This window comes from Acinetobacter nosocomialis NIPH 2119 (genome assembly GCF_000368085.1).
In the GTDB taxonomy this organism is placed as follows: Bacteria; Pseudomonadota; Gammaproteobacteria; order Pseudomonadales; family Moraxellaceae; genus Acinetobacter; species Acinetobacter nosocomialis.
Genome location: NZ_KB849239.1, coordinates 1,003,041 through 1,019,933 on the forward strand (window position 1 = coordinate 1,003,041; position 16,893 = coordinate 1,019,933).

Below are 16,893 nucleotides of genomic sequence, written 5' to 3' on the forward strand. Positions count from 1 at the left end.
ATTACAAGGCTAGTCTGTAATTCGTCTTTTTAGATTTATTTCATACTGCTTAAACGTTTAACTACTGCTTCGGCAATTTCTTTACTCGACTGTGGGTTTTGTCCAGTAATAATTCTGCCATCTGAAACCACATATGAGGTAAACGGAATAAAAGCTTGTTTATATTTTGCACCACGTTCAATGAGCCCATTTTGTAAAGAAAATGGAACTTGAGACTTAATACCAGAAAGAGTTTCTTCTATATTTGCAAAACCCGTGACAGTTCTACCTGCAATTAACGGTTTGCCATTTTCATCCTGCAAAGGTAATAAACCACCTACGCCGTGACAGACTGCTGAAACGACTCCACCTTGGCGATAGATCTGTTCGCTAATGTTTTGCAAAGCTTTATTATTTGGGAAATCCCACATGGTGCCGTGCCCACCCGTATAGTAAATGGCTTTGTACTGGGTAGGATTAATCGCGTTCGGAGTTAATGTTGTTTTTAACCGTTGCATAAATGCTGGGTCGGCTAAATGCTGACGAGCGGATTTGTCTAAGTAAATAGACTTTAAGCTACGTTCATCTAGAGGCACTTCACCACCTAAAGGACTTACAAAGTCCATTTCATAGCCGGCAGCTAATGCAACATCATAAAAATGGGTGAGTTCGGTTAGCCAAAGTCCTGTTTTATCTGAACGAGAAGGGTAAGCCGAATGATTAGTCATGACGACTAAAATTTTTCCATTTGTTTTTGCAAGGCTTTGAGCTTTATCTGAACCTGCGGCATAAACCACATTTGTAGATAAAAGAATGGCAAAAATAATACTTAACCAACGTTGAAAATTCCACACTTTAAACATCACAGGTTCCTCATTTATCACCTGTGATCCATCGTATGTTTAAAGTGTACTTTAAGGTCAATAGAATTCTATAGGTTTACGGCGTTTTTGATTTATCGTAATAGAGATTCATAAGGCGTTCGGCATTTTCTTCACAGGTAATTTCATCGGGTTTGTTATTAATTGCTTCAATCATGGTGAGTAAATTTTGCTTACTGACTTTAAGCTTTTGTTCTAAAAGTTCGATTTCTTGAATTTTAGATTCAAGTGTTTGGATGAGTGCGTCATGGTTCCAAGAAGACACCTTGGACGGTAAAAATGATTTAATTTCTGCTAAAGAAAAACCAACTTGCTGGGCCTGTTGAATTAAAGAAAGTTGCTTTAAATCGTTATCCGTATATTCACGATAACCATTCGACTTTCTTTTTGCTTTAGGCAAGAGTTTGATTTGCTCGTAATAACGAATTGTAGGGGTGCTTAAACCACTTAGCTTTGATAACTCGCTAATATTCATAGCCACATACTCTATTGACATTCAAGTTAACTTTAGACTTATAGTCACTTAAAAGCAAGGTTCATAACTTTACCAAGCACACACTTTCAGTAACAGCTTTCTATGCTTTGATAGATGAAAGAATAGAATTATAAGTATGAAAAAAGAGGTGAGAAAATGTCTAAACGCATATTACACGTCGTGACCAATATTTCACGCTATAAGGATGTAGATGAGCCGACAGGACTGTGGTTGGGCGAGCTCACCCATGCTTATGATGAGTTTGAAAAGCAAGGTTATGTGCAAGATATTGTCAGCCCAAATGGCGGAAAAACCCCGATCGAGCCTAAATCACTTGCGCCTTTGGTTGCAGATAAATCTGTTAAAGCCAGAGAAAAAGACCAAGCTTTTATTACCCTGTTAGCAAATACTTTTAAGCCTTCCGATATTCATTGGCAAGATTATGACGTGATCTATTACACGGGTGGTCACGGTGTGATGTGGGATTTTTTAGATAACCCTGAACTGCAAGAAATCACCAAAAATATTTATGAAAAAGGCGGGATTGTTTCGAGTGTATGCCACGGTTATTGCGGTTTGCTTAACGTCAGACTTTCAAATGGCAAACGTCTAATAGAAGGTAAAAAGTTAACTGGCTTTGCATGGAGTGAAGAGGTTCTGGCAGGGGTAGCGAAAAAAGTGCCATACAATGCCGAAGAGTTAGCGAAAGAATATGGCGCTCGTTATGAAAAGGCTTTTATTCCTTTTGCGCCGTATGTGGTTCAAGATGGCAACTTGATTACTGGTCAAAACCCGTTTTCAGCTAAGAAGACGGCTTTAGCGATTATAGAAACGCTTGAAAAGAGTGCTTCGTGAAAATTATTCAAAGTTATAAATAAGATAAGCCGAATACTGCAAATGGAGCATTCGGCTTATTTTTATCAAACTATGAACGCCACCAATAATTTTCAACATTCGGCTCGTTTAAGTTCAAGAGTTGTCCCATTTGCGGTGTGCTAATGGCTAAATTATTTTCATGAGCCAAAGCCACGATACGTTCAAACGGGTCGTCCCAAGCATGAAGCGCCAAGTCAAAAGTACCATTATGTACAGGCAACAAATGACGACCTTTTAAGTCTAAATGTGCTTGTAAAGTTTGCTCTGGTTGCATATGAACATCGGGCCATTCAGGATCATACGCACCAGTTTCTAACATGGTCAAATCAAATGGACCATAACGATGTCCAATCTCTTTAAACCCATCAAAATATCCCGTGTCACCGCTAAAAAACACACGTAAGTCATTATCGATAATCACCCACGAAGCCCATAGCGTTGCATTGCTATCGCCCATACCACGGCCTGAAAAATGATGGGCAGGGGTAGCGACCAGTTCAAGTCCATCTATATGCGTGGTGTCCCACCAGTCGAGTTGTTGAACTTTCTCTGCTGGAATTCCCCATTTAATAAGGGTATCGCCTACACCAAGCGGCGTTAAGAAATGTTCAACTTTATCGTTAAGCTGCATAACCGCATGGTAGTCGAGGTGGTCGTAGTGGTTATGCGACAGAATCACACCTTTAATGGGTGGTAAGTCTGCAATGCTAATCGGTGGCTGGTGAAAACGTTTTGGACCAATCCATTGAAAAGGTGAAGCACGTTCAGAAAAAACAGGGTCGGTTAACCAAAACTCATTTTGCAGTTTTAACAAAATGGTTGAGTGGCCCAAACGAAATAGAGAGCGGTCAGGCGCACTTAAAAGCTGTTCTTTGGTTAAGCTTAAAACAGGAATTTCTTTGTTGGGTACTGTGTCTTTTGGCTTGTTAAATAGAAACTTCCACATGAGTTGGAGAGTTTTGCCAAAAGAAGGCTTGTGTTGGTTCGGACGCGTATTTCTAAATTTGCCATTGTGCTGTTGAGATGGCATTAGGGGAGAAGGCAAGTTTGTTGTGTTTGAAATCGTCATCTTGTTTTTCCTTATTGGAACAAACCTATATGTACAAATAAGAACTTGGGCTAAGTACTTATTTTGATTTACTTAAATGAGTATTTACTCACTCATTAATTGGTTTAAAAATAAGGACGCCGTGCATCCTTACTCTTTTATCTATATTGAAACGGCATGCCAAAACGCTTCAAAACCAGATTTGCGATAACGCTCGGTTTGAGAAGGGTCTTGGGCAATAAAATTAAGTGTAACCTCGGCAAGCGCACCTAAAATTGAAGCAATAAATAACGGTGGATAATCTCTTAACTTGCCATCGTTAATACGTTCTTGAATGTTTTGAGTAAAATCACAAAAGGTTTGCATACCAATTTGTTTACTTTGCTCAGTAATTTGTTCCGATGTTGAAAGCTGCGCCATGACTTTACGTTTAAGGGGAGCTTCTAAACTCCAGTCCAAATAGCTTTGCCAGATATGCGACATTTGTGTTTGTAAGTCTGAGTTGGTAGGGTAACCAAGCATCATGACCTGACGTAGCTCAGACTTGAGCGAAAGATATAACTGATTAAGCAATTCTTCTTTATTACTAAAATAGGTAAATAAAGTGCCTTCTGCCACGCCAGCAACTTTTGCAATTTTTGAGGTAGACGCACGTTCGCCAAGCTCTGCTAATGTTTCGATAGCAGCACTTAAAATTGCATTACGTTTATCTTCACTACGAGGACGAGCCATATACAAACAGATTAATTGAGTGATTACTCAATCATAAACAAAAATAGAAAAAATGCAAGCTAAACAAAAATACCAACTTAAAACGATAGCTAACCGTTATGATCTTATGCTTGGCTGTTGGGGAATGAAATTAAATGAAAATTTTTGCTGTTGACCAAAATAGTGCTTTAACACGCTATGCAGGACAAAGTCTGGTTATTAAATTTGATGACGGAAAAATACTAGAGATCAATGACAGCCAAGAACCTTTAGCCGCGTTCCCTGAAGGCATTCTTATATGGAGTGGTCGAGCTCCCAATCAAGATGCTATAACTGATTTGCAGTTTTCACAACTGAGCATCACGCCAGTCGCTAGTAATGGAATTATTATCGCGCCATACCAAGAACAAATAGCGACAGCTATAAGCCTGACCATGTTCGTTACCGATGAAAATGCGCAATTACTCCCAATTAAAGAAAAAAATGTTGTGATTGAGCTTAAAAATGGAAAAACCATAGAAGTACTCGAAGACTACGCTAAAAAAGGCTTGTTGGTCTGGGGCGGGCGTGAACCCATTTCAGGGCTTTCTATAGAACAATTAAAGGAAAGAACCGAAAGCCTAGGGATTTATCCTATGGCTAGTAATGTCATTTACGTATTTCCATTTAAGTTGGCATAAAAGGTTCAAAGAGGGCGAAAAGAATTGATAATTTGGGCAGTACTTAAGTAGGGACAGGAGTAGATCGTTTTGTTTTATGCATTTTATAAATAAAAATTTAACAATAAATTTTAACTATTTATCCTTACTTTTTAATGATCTATTTTAAAGCAAATGTCATTTTGTATGCTTGACTGTAAGTGAGTTGGATACTATCCTTTGCGGGCTGGCCTACATTGCCAGCCGGTTTTGACGGACCGCTATTTGAACCACATCAGGATTATTTCTTCTGAGGAGTAGTCTTGTGTGCACACCCCGTTCCCTCCCGTAGCGGTAGGACGGGAGTGGGACACCTTTGGGTGTGCTGGAGTTCAAACCAGTCCGTCAACCTGCTTCCGTTCTGCCACCATAATTTATAATGTTTCGGCAGAACTCCCAAAAGAAGGAGTTGGCTATGCACATTCATAAATTATTGGCAGTCACTGTCAAAAACTATCTCGACACAACTTAAATCAATTTAAAGCAGTTTGATGAGCTATAGGCTTTTCAGGCTTTAAATCATTACGTCTAAAACTCAGCAACAATAAAACTTGAGATGTGCCAAGCACAGTCTTTACGGCTTTGCTGTGCCTTTTTTTCTCCCAGAAAAGGCACAGCTTTTTAATCTCATTTAGAAACAACAAGAATTTATAACGGCAAAACTATGTCAAATTTAGAAATATCTTCGAAAAAACTACATGTTATTCAAACTGCTATACACCTATTTACAACTTACGGGTTTCACACAGCGGGCGTAGACCTGATTGCTAAAGAAGCCCAAATTACCAAATCCACCTTTTATAAATATTTTGGTTCAAAAGAAGGCCTGATCGAAATGTGCATTGCCTTTCAAAAAAGCTTGCTCAGAGAAGAAGTGCTTGCCATTATTTACTCAGGCCATTACCGCACTTCAAAAGATAAACTCAAAGAAATTATTGTTTTACATGCCAACTTTAATAGCCTGTACTACCTTTTACTAAAAGCCTTTTTTGAAATTAAAGCCGCTTATCCACAGGCTTACCGTATGGCAATAGAGTATAGAAAATGGTTGCTTCATGAGATTTTTGACCTGATTTTTAGTTTAGAAACTCATGCATTCAAACCCGATGCCAATTTGGTTTTAAACCTAATAGATGGCTTGATGTTCCAGATTTTAAGCTCAAATAGTTTGGATGAAAGGGATATGGTGGTGGAGAGGTTTTTTAAATAGGAATTAATATTTTTTCAATTTAAATGAAGCAATAAATTTAATTTTTAATAATTGATTACCTTTTTAACTTACTTAAACTTTTATTATTACGTCTGATAATTAATAAGTTAAATCTGAAAATTAATTATTTCTTATAATAAAATTTTAACTTATTATGCTTAACCGCATTTTATACCACTCAATAAAAAAGAGTAAATTTTATGACACTTAATAAAGCTATTTTCCTTTTTCTACTTTCAGGTCTTATGGTCGGCTGTGGTGGCGGGACTGGAAGTAGTGATACAGTTACAACAACAAAAGATGAAATTCTTAGTAGCGAGTTTGATAATACTACTTCTTACAAATGGGCATCTATTCAGTTTGATAATACATTTGTTGAGATTACTAGAAATTCAAGAAACGGAAATATTTGGTATGCAGATTATCCTAAATTAGATAAAAGCACTCAACCAGATATTGGTCGCCTAATGTTAAGCACAGATGGTCTTTACAGACCAGATGAGACGAAGTATCCATTAGGTTATAGACGATATATTTTAAGATCTACTTCACAAGATGGAACTACTCTTCGAAAAACCCCTTATAACAAAGATGGCCTTAAGAATATTGTCGTAGAAGAGAAAGGGCGCTGGATTGATTTAAAGAATGTCAGAATAAGTGACAGAACCGCCGTATATTGGAATCTGCTTGCAGAGAAAATTCCTACAAGCGTATTTTTTCATCGAGAATCTATTGGTGATCAATTTAAAAATTTTTTAGCTTTAACTAAAAAAAATACATTTCCTGCAGGAGCTAAGTGTTTTCAGGTTGAAAGAACAAATTATTCAGTCCCTTACTATGTAATTACTAATACAGAAAGTTTAGCTTCTGTTAATGGTGTTAGCGTTAATAACTTTTCAGACTATGTTTCTTTAGCTGGAAGTAATGCTGTTACTGGAAAATGGGGTAATGTACAGTGGGCTTATTTAAATACAGAGGCAAACGATCCAAAGTATTATACAGTTTCGGTGTATATGAATATAGACAATAAACTAGCTTCAGGTTATTGGCAAAAGAATCCTAACACTTCAATTGATAGTATTGTTGCAGGTTATAAAAAATCACTTGATTCATTTAATAATTACGAGGATGTAATTTCTTTCCAAAGTGCAATTGAAGAAGCAAAGAATGAATGTACTTACTATAATTCTGTTGCTTCTCAAAAAATTGAATCATTGATTAATCAGACTTTAATCAACTAGATTCAGATTATTTAATTTTGATCAAGGCTAGTAATTTTTTGAATTATGGTGATCATTATTCATCAGTAGAAAACTCCTAAGGATAAAGCTTACTCGAAAGAGTAAGCTTTTTTAAATTATCGAAATTTTATTGTTTTTTCTTAAAAAATTTTTTTGAAGATCAAATTAATAAGTATTCGAGAAATATTAGAATTAATGATTTTTATGATCCCAGAGGCACAATGACATGAATTTGTATCCAATACCTGCTGATTTTATTAATGAAAAGGTGACACTTTCATGGTGCGATATCAAATGGGGCTATGAAAATAATCTGATTACTTGTGAACTACCAATCAAAAAAGCCGAAAATATTGTGTTAACGGAGATCTATACTAAGGCTGAACTTGAACTATCATTCCTTATACCGAGTGAATCAGATGATATCGTTCCCTTTTTGAATGAATTATGTTCAGAGACTAATGAAGATTCGATGATTAGGGAAAAATGGCTTTATATACTTCTTAGCTGGCTTTGGATTAATCGAGAAAGTTTTGAAGATCCTTTAGATGAAGTAGAAAGTATTTATACAGATTTTGATTATCCTGCTGAAATAGAAAGTTTTATCAAATATATACCCCCTACGGATAGATACGATCCCTCATTGTATTCGTATGCAGAAAATATTAATCGCTTAATGAAGAATTGGGAAATTTACTTACAAAAGGGTGCTGATATATTCAAATAAACCCGAGGCTATCCCTAGCATTAATAAAATTAGTTAAAGTTCTTTAAGTATTAGATTAAATATTAAAATAATATATTGAAATTTGATAGAATATTTTTCCCTAAATATTTTTAGAAATATATGTACATAGAATTTAAAGATCTAATGAAAAAAAGAAATATCGCTTTGATCACTATATTTATTCTTATTATTGGAAGTGGCTACTTATTTATTAATAATAAAGAAAATACACAAAGGGTTAAATCAGTGGTATATACAGATAAAACCATAAGACAGAAATTTGGAAAAATTAAAGACTACAGTATTAAGCAGTATGGATCTGATTTTTATACTGATGCTGAACGGCCACTTTACTCTTATAAAGTTGAAATAAATGGACAGAAGCAAGATGGAGTGGTTGATATAGAAATGAGGAAAGATTTTAATAAAATTAAATACTTATATACTATTAAAGTCAAAGAAGAAGGGCATTCTATGGGATTTCGTATAAGATTTGGAAAACATTAATTTATCTAAATTATGGGCGTTAAAGAAGGCTCTCAAAGTTGTAGGCTTATTTATTACACATTGCTTAAAAAATATACAGAAACCTCTCTAAAACGAATTGGAACGCTACAAACGCGGATGTTAAGTTGAAGTCCACTCTTCCCAATAAGTGAGGTGAGCAATGAAATTGTTAGCTTTGATTAGCATGGGAGTTGCAGCAAGTTATTGGTATATAACTATAAAAGATAGCAAGCCAACTCTTCTGAAACCAAATTTTGATGAAATAGTAAAAAACTTTGTAATAGCAGAATTTAAAGCCTAATACATATTATGAAATTTAGTTAAATAAAAAGCTCATCGGAAGATGGGCTTTTTTATTATAGTAAAGACAGACAAACTCATAGTTTTCATATAAAAATAAGAAAATATTGATCCATCTTAGCATCTATATATTTGTTATAAATCAAAAGAGACCATCAATGGGTCTCTTTTTATTAAATCTGTCATTTCTAAAACCTAAACTGCTTTTTGAACCTTTTGCGCTTTTGGCAATGTCGGTTTTCTTCCCAAATACAATGTAATCACGGCACCAATAAAGGTAAGAATGCAGAGTGGTAAAAGTGACACAGGGAAACTACCCGAATAATCTTTGACTATACCCATAATAGAGTTCATAAGCCCAGTACCGATATGCGCAATAGTATTCACTGCTGCAATACCTACAGCCACTAAAGTAGGCGGTAAGCGCTCAGAAACCAACGCCCAGAAAGGACCTTTAATGGCATAGTTACCCATCAAAACAAGTGAGAATAAAAGTAAGCTCAAGGTTAAAGATGAGGTAAAAATAGTAAGGAGCAAACCAAAACTCGTCACAAACAATGGAATAGCTGTGTTGAGACTCTTATTACCACTTTTATCGGCATGTACGCCCCAAACAATCATGAAAGCGGCAGCTAAACCAAACGGAATCATATTTAAAAGACCAGTCTGCATAGCAGTTAGATGGAAGGCTTTTAAAATCTGAGGCATCCATAACGATAAAATATTGCTGGTTGCAGAGCTTCCTGCATAAATAATTGCGAAGAACCATAAATATTTATTGGTAATCAGCAGCTTGAACTTACTCTTTTTCTGTTCGGCACTGTCTTGTTTTTCAGTATTTAACTGTTGGTTTTTTTCAAAAGTTAAGGTACTCGATAGCCATTCTTTTTCCTCAGAACTTAACCATTTAACATGATTCGGTTTATTTGGAAGCCAAACTAAACATAATATGCCAAGAAGAATTGCAGGCAATGCTTCAAAAATTAAAAGCACTTGCCATCCACTTAAGCCAACTAAACCATGCAAGCCTAATAATAAAGCAGATAAAGGTGAACCAATAAAATTAGATAAAGGAATGGCAACCATAAATACGGCAACAATTCGAGCCATATATCGTTTAGGGAACCATAGTGTTAAATACAGTAATACACCCGGGAAAAATCCTGCTTCGGCAGCACCAAGTAAAAACCGTGAAATTGCATATGAAATAGGGCCGGTAATGAAGGCGGTACAGCAACCGACAATTCCCCAAGTAATCATGATTCTGGCAATCCAGATACGTGCACCTAGCTTTTCCATGGCCATATTACTTGGAATTTCAAATATGACATATGCAATAAAAAATAATGTCGCACCAAAACCAAAGGCAGTCGCGGTTAAACCAATTTCTTGATTCATGGTTAAAGCGGCAAAACCAATATTTACTCGGTCAATATATGAGATGAAATAACAAAGAATGAGGAAAGGAAGAATACGAAAAGAAAGTTTACGGATCGTTGACTTTTCTACTTCCGATATAGATATATCATTTTTCATACATACTCCTTATGTACGTGAGAAACCAAACAGCTCGGTAGGGTTCTGATTTAAAATTAAACATTGCTCGTGTTTATCAAACACAATCTGTTTAAAAGCTCTAAATGCATTTTCATAAGTAATTAAAGATTCATGTTGGGTATGCGGCCAATCACTTCCCCAAATGAGTTTGTGTAAAAAGCCTTTTTCTTTAAAAATGTTATAGGCCAGTCGTGCCGTATTTATGTTGTTTGGAGCGGCACCCAAACGGTAGAAACCGGACACTTTAATCCAGTGCTGTTTTACGTTAAGTAAGCTTAAAAATTTCTGATAATCCGGATCTTCAATCCCTTTAACAGGGTCAACTCGGCCAAAATGGTCAATTACGACATCAAAGCTGTATTCATCTAATTGTGGTAAAAGCTGAACCAGATATTTCGGCGGTGCATGTAATTCAACTTGCCAGTTGAGGCTTTCCACATTACGTAAAAATTTTTGCCAGTCAGGCGTATTTAGCGCAGGAGGGTTAAGACCGAATAAATTTAAGCGAACACCAACGATGCCTTGTGCCTTGAGATTTACTAGCTCATCAAAAGTCATCGTATGTTGAACAACGGCGATCCCTTTTAAACGCTCAGGGTATTGCTGAATTGCATTTAACATCGCTTGGTTATTGGTACCCAAAAAGCTGGGTTGAACCAAAACACCATGCGTGAAATTGTGTTCATCAAGATGAGAGATAAAACTTTGTACAGTTGCATCATAATCAGGTGCATAACGTGCTGTTTCGATACTGTGGTCCTGAGTCGAAAAAACATGTGCATGTGTATCTATACAGTTCATTTTCATCTCACATTACAAATTTTAAAGCGAAAATAGCGATTAAAGCGGCAATGACTCCTACAGGAATTGCTTTAAATAACAATTGATTAAAGAATTTGGTTTTGTCGATGTCTGCTGGTGCTGAAGCCATAATGAGACTACCGCCAGAGGAGAAAGGGGAAATAGCTGTAGATTGAGCGCCAACCACAATACAAATGAACAGCACAAGTGGATTTAGGCCAGAGGTAAGTGCAAGCGCCGGAACAATTGGGAATAAGGTAGGTGCAACTACACCTAGAGTGCTTGAAAATACAGACATAATGGCACTGATCAGACATAACAGTACTGGAATAACCCACACAGGAACATTGTTTGCTAACCATTCAGATAGGGTCGTAATAATGCCAAGCTTCACACCTAATGCGATGAGCATACCGACACCGCAAATCATGATCAGTGTTCCCCACGGCACAAGTGCAATGACCTTTTTCTCATCGGCAAGTTTCATAAGTAGACTTATGAGCGAGAAGGTAATGGCAAGGAAGGCAATATCAATTTTGGAGTTTAAAAAGCTAATCGTTTTTACATCGGGGAAAACAAGGTGCAAGATTGGAAAAACTAAAACAATCGACATCATTAAAACAATAAGGAAGATGGATTGTTTCTGTTTTTTGTCAAATGGTTTAGGCTTTTGATCTTCAATCACAATTGAATTACTTTTTCTATTCCAGAGGGTATAAATGCCCAACACCGCAATTGGAATAATTAAAGTTAAGACAAAAATGCCACCGCTATATGAAAAAGCGGTTTGTGAGCTAATGCCAGTATTTTCCATTAAGCTTCGGAAAATAATGCCACTTTGCGATGTCATAAAATTTGCGCCAGCTAGAGCGCCGTAATTTGCAGCCATCCCGCCAATAACCATATTCATATTAGTTTTTTTACACAGCAGCAGTGTAATGGGTGCCATAAAGGCAAGTACCGTATAAAAACCAGCACCTAGGCCTGCAATAATGGTTGCTGCGAAAAAAATCGCTAAAGGTAAAAACTGAGGAAACTTACGGCATTTATATAAAAGATGGCTGGCAAGCTTCTCTAGTGCGCCATTTGCCAAAGCAAAGTTATAAAACAGAGTGACAGATAAAATAATAAAGAAAATTTTGACAGGCCATAATTCAATAACTTCGGAAGGTTTAAGACCCATGCCAAAGCAACCAATCAGGTAAGCAAACGCTATCGTAAAAAATCCGATATTGATTTTTGTTTTATAACCTAAGCCTATAGATACAGCTAAAGCTATCAGCATCAATGCGGTCATATTATCTTCCTTGATAAACATATAAACATATAAACATATAAACATATATATGTTTGCTTTTTTGTATTACACAGAACTATGCTAATATTGTCAAATCGATTTCATAATGTTTAACGCAAATGCTTGATGAGACTGCATTTAAAAATTTTAAATTGCCAAGATATGAAAAGGTCCGTTGGGAACTTCAAAAACTACTGATTCAGTCAAAATGGACAGTTGAAGAGCCTATTCCAAGTGAACAAGAACTTGCGCAAATGTATAGCGTATCGGTAGGAACCGTTAGAAAGGCGGTTGAAGGACTGGTTGAAGATGGCTTATTGGTCAAACAGCAAGGAAAAGGAACTTTCCTAAAACAACCTAACTTTGAAAACTCGCTCATTCGTTTTTTTAGATTACGTAATAAAAAAGGCGATTTTATTCAGCCACAAGGACAAATCAAAAAAGTAGAAGTGTGTGATGCAATTCCGGAAGTAAACGCCGAGTTAGGGCTTGGGCACACCGAAAAGTTGCTTTATATCGAGCGTGTCCGTAAGCATGAAGACGTCGTTGTGTTAAGCGAAAGAATCTGGCTGCCTGAACGCTTATTTAAAAATCTGGAAGAAATTCCAATCGCTGAGTTTGGGAATTTACTTTATCCTTTTTATTATCAGCACTGTGGTCAATTTATTTCTTCTGCAACAGAACGGTTAACTTTTGAGAAAAATATCAAAGATAGCCATTTAAATAATCACCTTGAAGACCCTTTAGTGAAGGTATGCCGTATCGCAAAAAATCTTGAAGGCGTAGCAGTCGAATACCGTGAGTCTTATGGTTTGGCCGATAATTTTCATTATGAGATAGCAATTAATTAGTATCTAACGGTGATCCCTGATTTCAGAGTTTATTTGATTGCTGCAATCAGGTGTTTTTGTCTTTACAAATGATGATTAAAAGAAAAATTTAATTCTGCCAATACGGTGTGTCTCCATAGATTTCTGCGAAATAATCTATCACTGCTCTAATGTTTAGCGGTGGATGACGGACATTGGGATAAATGGCTGCGATATGCTGGGGTTGTGATTTAATCGCGACTTCATATTCAGGTAAAAGCTTTATTAAATCACCTTGTTTTAAAGCTTCGCCAATTAGCCAATCAGGAAATAAAACACTCCCCATGCCATGAAGCGCGGCTGTCATTAAACTCTCGGCATTGTTTGAAGACAGCAATGGAGTAATTGGATAATGTACCCATTCTTCATTGGGCTTTCTTACTAACCACCGGTTAGGACCTTCAAAACCTTTATAGACTAGGCATTTGTGCTGATTAAGTTCTGTCGGATGATCAAGCGTACCGTATTTGGCAACATACTGAGGAGATGCTGCCAAATGATATTTTTGTGTACCAAAAATACGGGCATGAAATGATGAATCAGTCAGTGCTCCAATACGAAATATTAAATCTGTGCTTTCGCGCAATGGGTCTATAAATTCATCGGTTTGAATTAGTTCTATTAGAAGCCTTGGATAACGCTCTGATAAACCCGCCAACCATGGCGCAATATGCCGTTGACCAAAAAACACAGGGGCATTAATGCGGACGAGTCCCGATGGCTCTATGGTTTTATCTTGTAAAGCCTTTTGAGCTTCATCAAATTGTTCGGTAATTTTTTTCGCGTACTCAAAAAATAATTTGCCCGATTCGGTCGGTGTGATTGCTCGCGTATTTCGGTAGAAAAGTTGTTGTCCCAACGCATCTTCAAGTTGTTGGATGGTGCGAGAAATCATGGAAGCAGACACATCTTCTTTACGTGCTACATTTGAGAAGTTTTGAGCATTGTAAACACTAATAAAGAAGCGAAGCGTGCGGATATCAATCGAATTTGTTAAATCCATTTGTGCAATTTCTGCAAAAGTGATTCATGAATTATGCTGTTTTTCTGATGAATTGGCTACCTTACTATTCGTTGCTTAGATACAGATGAGACAATGTAGATGCAAATTCTATTACTACTCCTAACCATTTTAGGGGGTATGGGGCTATCGGTCGAAGCAGGGCTTTTAGGGCCGTTAGGAAAAGAAGTGGGTGAGCTGTGGGCCACGTTTAGTATTTTTGGTGTGGGTGCAGCACTTACTTTTCTACTCATGCTGTTTTTTAGCCCACGGAATAGTCCTTCATTTTTTACACTTCCATCTTGGCAATTACTCGGTGGTGTTCTTGGTCCTGCTTACGTCATTATTTTGACCATTACGACTCCAATTATTGGTATTGCAATGACCATGATTGGCATTTTAGCGGGTCAGGTGTCTAAAAGTCTGATTATCGACCACTATGGTTTACTGGGAACTCCACATCGAAAAGTAGACCGTAAACGGGTAGTGGCACTCATCTTTATTGTTGTCGCACTTATACTTGTGGCAAAAGCATAGGAGACCCGCATGACAATTTTAATGATTATTCTCGCCGTCATTGGTGGTGCTTTGCTGAGTGTACAGGCCGCAATTAATGGTCAACTTGGAGCGAAAGTTGGTGTTTTTCGTAGTGCTTTTCTGACTTTTTCGGTCGGTGCTCTAATTACGGCTCTCCTTATTTTTTACTTTGAACCTAGACAAACTTTAACGTTACTAGATGTTCCTAAATGGCAGTTATTAGGTGCTATGTGTGGCGTACCTTATATTGTCATTATGGTACTGGCTGTACAAAGAATTGGGGCTGCGGTTGCTACTGTTGCTGTGATTTTTGGGCAACTTTTGATGAGTATCTTGATTGATAACTTTGGCTGGTTCGGTAATGAAATGCTTCCTTTTTCACTGTATCGATTAGGAGCGCTAATTTGCTTAGGGATTGCTTTATATTTTATTTATTCAAGTAGTAAGGATAAAAAGATAGAAGGGTAAAATACGAGCCAAATTTAGTATTGAATTTAATGAGCCCACATTAGGAGTAAGACTAACAATGAGGCTCATTTAAAATTTTTAAGTGCTCAGTTGATTCCGTTTATTTAGTGGTATCCACAGAAACCACAAAGTATAATGAGATAAAATATTGAGACAAAATAATTATATAGTGAATAAATAAATTTTATAATTTTAAAAGCATCATATAATTTAATTATAAATAGTAAATTGGTTTTACTAATTTAGAAAAAATCTTTAATTATTTTTTAATTTCTCAATCTTTTGACCTTGTTAAGTTAAGAAAAAGGTTTTTATTTTTTAATAAATATCTTATATGTTAAATTTATACCTCCACAATGCTCCAATAAAATTATTATATTGAAATGTTACTATTTTTTATTTTTTGTGGTAAATTTTTTACGTTATAAATAGGTTTTATAAAAATGCAAAATATACTTACTTTTATTAAAAATGGTCAAAAATTTATTTTAGATACTTCTTCAGTTCAAAGTATCAAAGATATAGGAAATGGTTTTGAAATTACTCTTAAAAGTGGTGAGGTAATTCAAGCTGAATCATATAGTGTTACTCCAAATAATCATTCTTTAGAACAAGTTTCTAGTCCGCAAGTAGAAAATAATTCTGGAGCTGATGAGGAATTTGAAAAGGAAGAAGCTTTAAAAGAAAAGAGTTTATTGGATTCACAAGCAATGTTATGGGGCGGTGCTGCGATTGCACTTGGTGGTATTGCAGTAGCGTCATCAAGTGGTGGTAGTGATAGTTCAGCACCTTCTGATCAGACTCCTCCAGTAAGTTTAACTAAAATATTGTCTGAAGATGGTAAAACGGTAAGTGGTTTAACAGAAGCTGAAGCAACTGTTATAGTTGAAAATTCAGCTGGAAAAGTAATCGGTTCTGCTAAAGCTGGAGCAGATGGGACATACTTAATTAATTTGGATAAAGCTTATACTAATGGTGAAGTAATAAAAGTTTCTGCTCAAGATGCTGCCGGTAATAGTACAATTAAACAAGAGCTTATCGCTTCTGATATTACGGCTCCTACTTTAACACACGCTATTTCTTCTAACGGTAAAACTATTATGGGTTTGACAGAGGCTAATTCAACTGTCACCGTTAAAGATTCATCTGGAAAAATCATTGGAACTGCAAAGTCTGATAATGATGGAAAATATACAGTCATACTGGATAAAGCTTATTTAAATGGTGAAAACCTTACTATTTCTGCCGAAGATTTAGCTGGTAATAAATCAACAATTCAAACAATTTTGGCTGACGATAAAACTGCGCCAATAGGTTTAACAGCGATTATTAATTATACGGGTAATGTGGTTACAGGTATAACTGAAGCCAATGCAACAGTAATAATAAAAAATACAGCGGGAACCGTAGTCGGTACAGCTACAGCTGATGCCATAGGTAAATATTCAATTACACTGGATAAGGCTTACTTAAATGGTGAAAGCTTAACTGCTACTGCAACAGACTTAGCTGGTAATGCTACAGCACCAGAAACAATTATTGCACCGGATACCACAGCCCCATCAAGCTTAACTGTAACAATTGACACGACCGGTAAAGTGGTTACAGGTTTAACGGAAGCAAATGTTGTGGTGACTGTTAAGAATGCTGCTGGAATCATAATTGGTACTAGCACAGCAGATGCGACAGGGAAATATTCAATTACGCTGGA

The 16,893-nt window shown here is 36.4% G+C and carries 19 protein-coding genes; 11 read left to right on the forward strand and 8 right to left on the reverse strand.

The annotated features are described in order from the left end of the window. Positions 1–35 precede the first annotated feature (35 nt). Complete coding sequence (locus tag F984_RS08780; RefSeq protein ID WP_004708628.1) at positions 36–842, reverse strand: type 1 glutamine amidotransferase domain-containing protein; 807 nt, start codon at positions 840–842, stop codon at positions 36–38. A 76-nt stretch (positions 843–918) separates the two neighbouring features. Then, positions 919–1,335, reverse strand: coding sequence for a MerR family transcriptional regulator (locus tag F984_RS08785; RefSeq protein WP_002068075.1), 417 nt, complete (start codon positions 1,333–1,335; stop codon positions 919–921). 156 nt (positions 1,336–1,491) lie between these two features. Here F984_RS08785 and F984_RS08790 point away from each other — a divergent pair, with 156 nt between their 5' ends. Continuing rightward, positions 1,492–2,190: a type 1 glutamine amidotransferase domain-containing protein gene (locus tag F984_RS08790; RefSeq protein ID WP_004708629.1), complete on the forward strand. Its 699-nt coding sequence runs from the start codon at positions 1,492–1,494 to the stop codon at positions 2,188–2,190. Between the two features lie 70 nt (positions 2,191–2,260). Here the strand turns inward: F984_RS08790 and F984_RS08795 are convergent, their stop codons facing one another. Together F984_RS08795 and F984_RS08800 are read right to left on the reverse strand one after the other, a co-directional pair. After that, positions 2,261–3,280 carry an MBL fold metallo-hydrolase gene (locus F984_RS08795; RefSeq protein ID WP_004708630.1) on the reverse strand — a complete coding sequence of 340 codons (1,020 nt, stop codon included), beginning with the start codon at positions 3,278–3,280 and terminating at the stop codon, positions 2,261–2,263. 141 nt (positions 3,281–3,421) lie between these two features. Next, positions 3,422–3,991 carry a TetR/AcrR family transcriptional regulator gene (locus tag F984_RS08800; RefSeq protein WP_004708631.1) on the reverse strand — a complete coding sequence of 190 codons (570 nt, stop codon included), beginning with the start codon at positions 3,989–3,991 and terminating at the stop codon, positions 3,422–3,424. Between the two features lie 134 nt (positions 3,992–4,125). Here F984_RS08800 and F984_RS22355 point away from each other — a divergent pair, with 134 nt between their 5' ends. The 6 genes from F984_RS22355 to F984_RS08825 all read left to right on the forward strand — a co-directional run bounded on the left by F984_RS22355 (position 4,126) and on the right by F984_RS08825 (position 8,654). Next, complete coding sequence (locus F984_RS22355; RefSeq protein WP_004708632.1) at positions 4,126–4,650, forward strand: hypothetical protein; 525 nt, start codon at positions 4,126–4,128, stop codon at positions 4,648–4,650. A gap of 682 nt (positions 4,651–5,332) precedes the next feature. After that, positions 5,333–5,878: a TetR/AcrR family transcriptional regulator gene (locus F984_RS08805; RefSeq protein ID WP_004708633.1), complete on the forward strand. Its 546-nt coding sequence runs from the start codon at positions 5,333–5,335 to the stop codon at positions 5,876–5,878. A gap of 200 nt (positions 5,879–6,078) precedes the next feature. Continuing rightward, positions 6,079–7,119, forward strand: a complete 1,041-nt coding sequence (locus tag F984_RS08810) for a hypothetical protein (RefSeq protein WP_004708634.1) — start codon at positions 6,079–6,081, stop codon at positions 7,117–7,119. A gap of 226 nt (positions 7,120–7,345) precedes the next feature. Beyond that, on the forward strand, positions 7,346–7,846 hold the full coding sequence (locus tag F984_RS08815) for a DUF2247 family protein (protein WP_004708635.1): 501 nt from the start codon (positions 7,346–7,348) through the stop codon (positions 7,844–7,846). A 120-nt stretch (positions 7,847–7,966) separates the two neighbouring features. Next, entirely contained in the window at positions 7,967–8,353 is a 387-nt protein-coding gene (locus F984_RS08820; protein ID WP_004708636.1) for a hypothetical protein, read from the forward strand. Positions 8,354–8,513: 160 nt separating this feature from the next. Continuing rightward, complete coding sequence (locus F984_RS08825) at positions 8,514–8,654, forward strand: hypothetical protein (protein ID WP_004708637.1); 141 nt, start codon at positions 8,514–8,516, stop codon at positions 8,652–8,654. A gap of 194 nt (positions 8,655–8,848) precedes the next feature. On the opposite strand, the gene F984_RS08830 is transcribed toward F984_RS08825, so the two are convergent. Genes F984_RS08830 through F984_RS08840 form a run of 3 tightly spaced genes read right to left on the reverse strand, consistent with a single transcriptional unit; the run spans position 8,849 to position 12,308 of the window. After that, positions 8,849–10,189, reverse strand: a complete 1,341-nt coding sequence (locus tag F984_RS08830) for an MFS transporter (RefSeq protein ID WP_004708638.1) — start codon at positions 10,187–10,189, stop codon at positions 8,849–8,851. 9 nt (positions 10,190–10,198) lie between these two features. Further along, positions 10,199–11,011, reverse strand: a complete 813-nt coding sequence (locus F984_RS08835) for an amidohydrolase family protein (RefSeq protein WP_004708639.1) — start codon at positions 11,009–11,011, stop codon at positions 10,199–10,201. Positions 11,012–11,018: 7 nt separating this feature from the next. Beyond that, positions 11,019–12,308: an SLC13 family permease gene (locus F984_RS08840; protein ID WP_004708640.1), complete on the reverse strand. Its 1,290-nt coding sequence runs from the start codon at positions 12,306–12,308 to the stop codon at positions 11,019–11,021. 119 nt (positions 12,309–12,427) lie between these two features. Between F984_RS08840 and F984_RS08845 the strand changes: the two genes are divergently transcribed. Beyond that, on the forward strand, positions 12,428–13,159 hold the full coding sequence (locus F984_RS08845) for a GntR family transcriptional regulator (protein WP_002050860.1): 732 nt from the start codon (positions 12,428–12,430) through the stop codon (positions 13,157–13,159). Positions 13,160–13,247: 88 nt separating this feature from the next. On the opposite strand, the gene F984_RS08850 is transcribed toward F984_RS08845, so the two are convergent. Beyond that, entirely contained in the window at positions 13,248–14,180 is a 933-nt protein-coding gene (locus F984_RS08850) for a LysR family transcriptional regulator (protein ID WP_004708642.1), read from the reverse strand. Positions 14,181–14,279: 99 nt separating this feature from the next. On the opposite strand from F984_RS08850, the gene F984_RS08855 reads away from it, so the two are divergent. The 3 genes from F984_RS08855 to F984_RS08865 form a co-directional block, all read left to right on the forward strand. Then, on the forward strand, positions 14,280–14,714 hold the full coding sequence (locus tag F984_RS08855; RefSeq protein WP_002050842.1) for a DMT family transporter: 435 nt from the start codon (positions 14,280–14,282) through the stop codon (positions 14,712–14,714). A gap of 9 nt (positions 14,715–14,723) precedes the next feature. Beyond that, positions 14,724–15,182: a DMT family transporter gene (locus F984_RS08860; RefSeq protein WP_004708644.1), complete on the forward strand. Its 459-nt coding sequence runs from the start codon at positions 14,724–14,726 to the stop codon at positions 15,180–15,182. Positions 15,183–15,625: 443 nt separating this feature from the next. After that, the coding region (locus F984_RS08865; protein ID WP_004708647.1) for an Ig-like domain-containing protein at positions 15,626–16,893 on the forward strand (1,268 nt) is incomplete at its 3' end.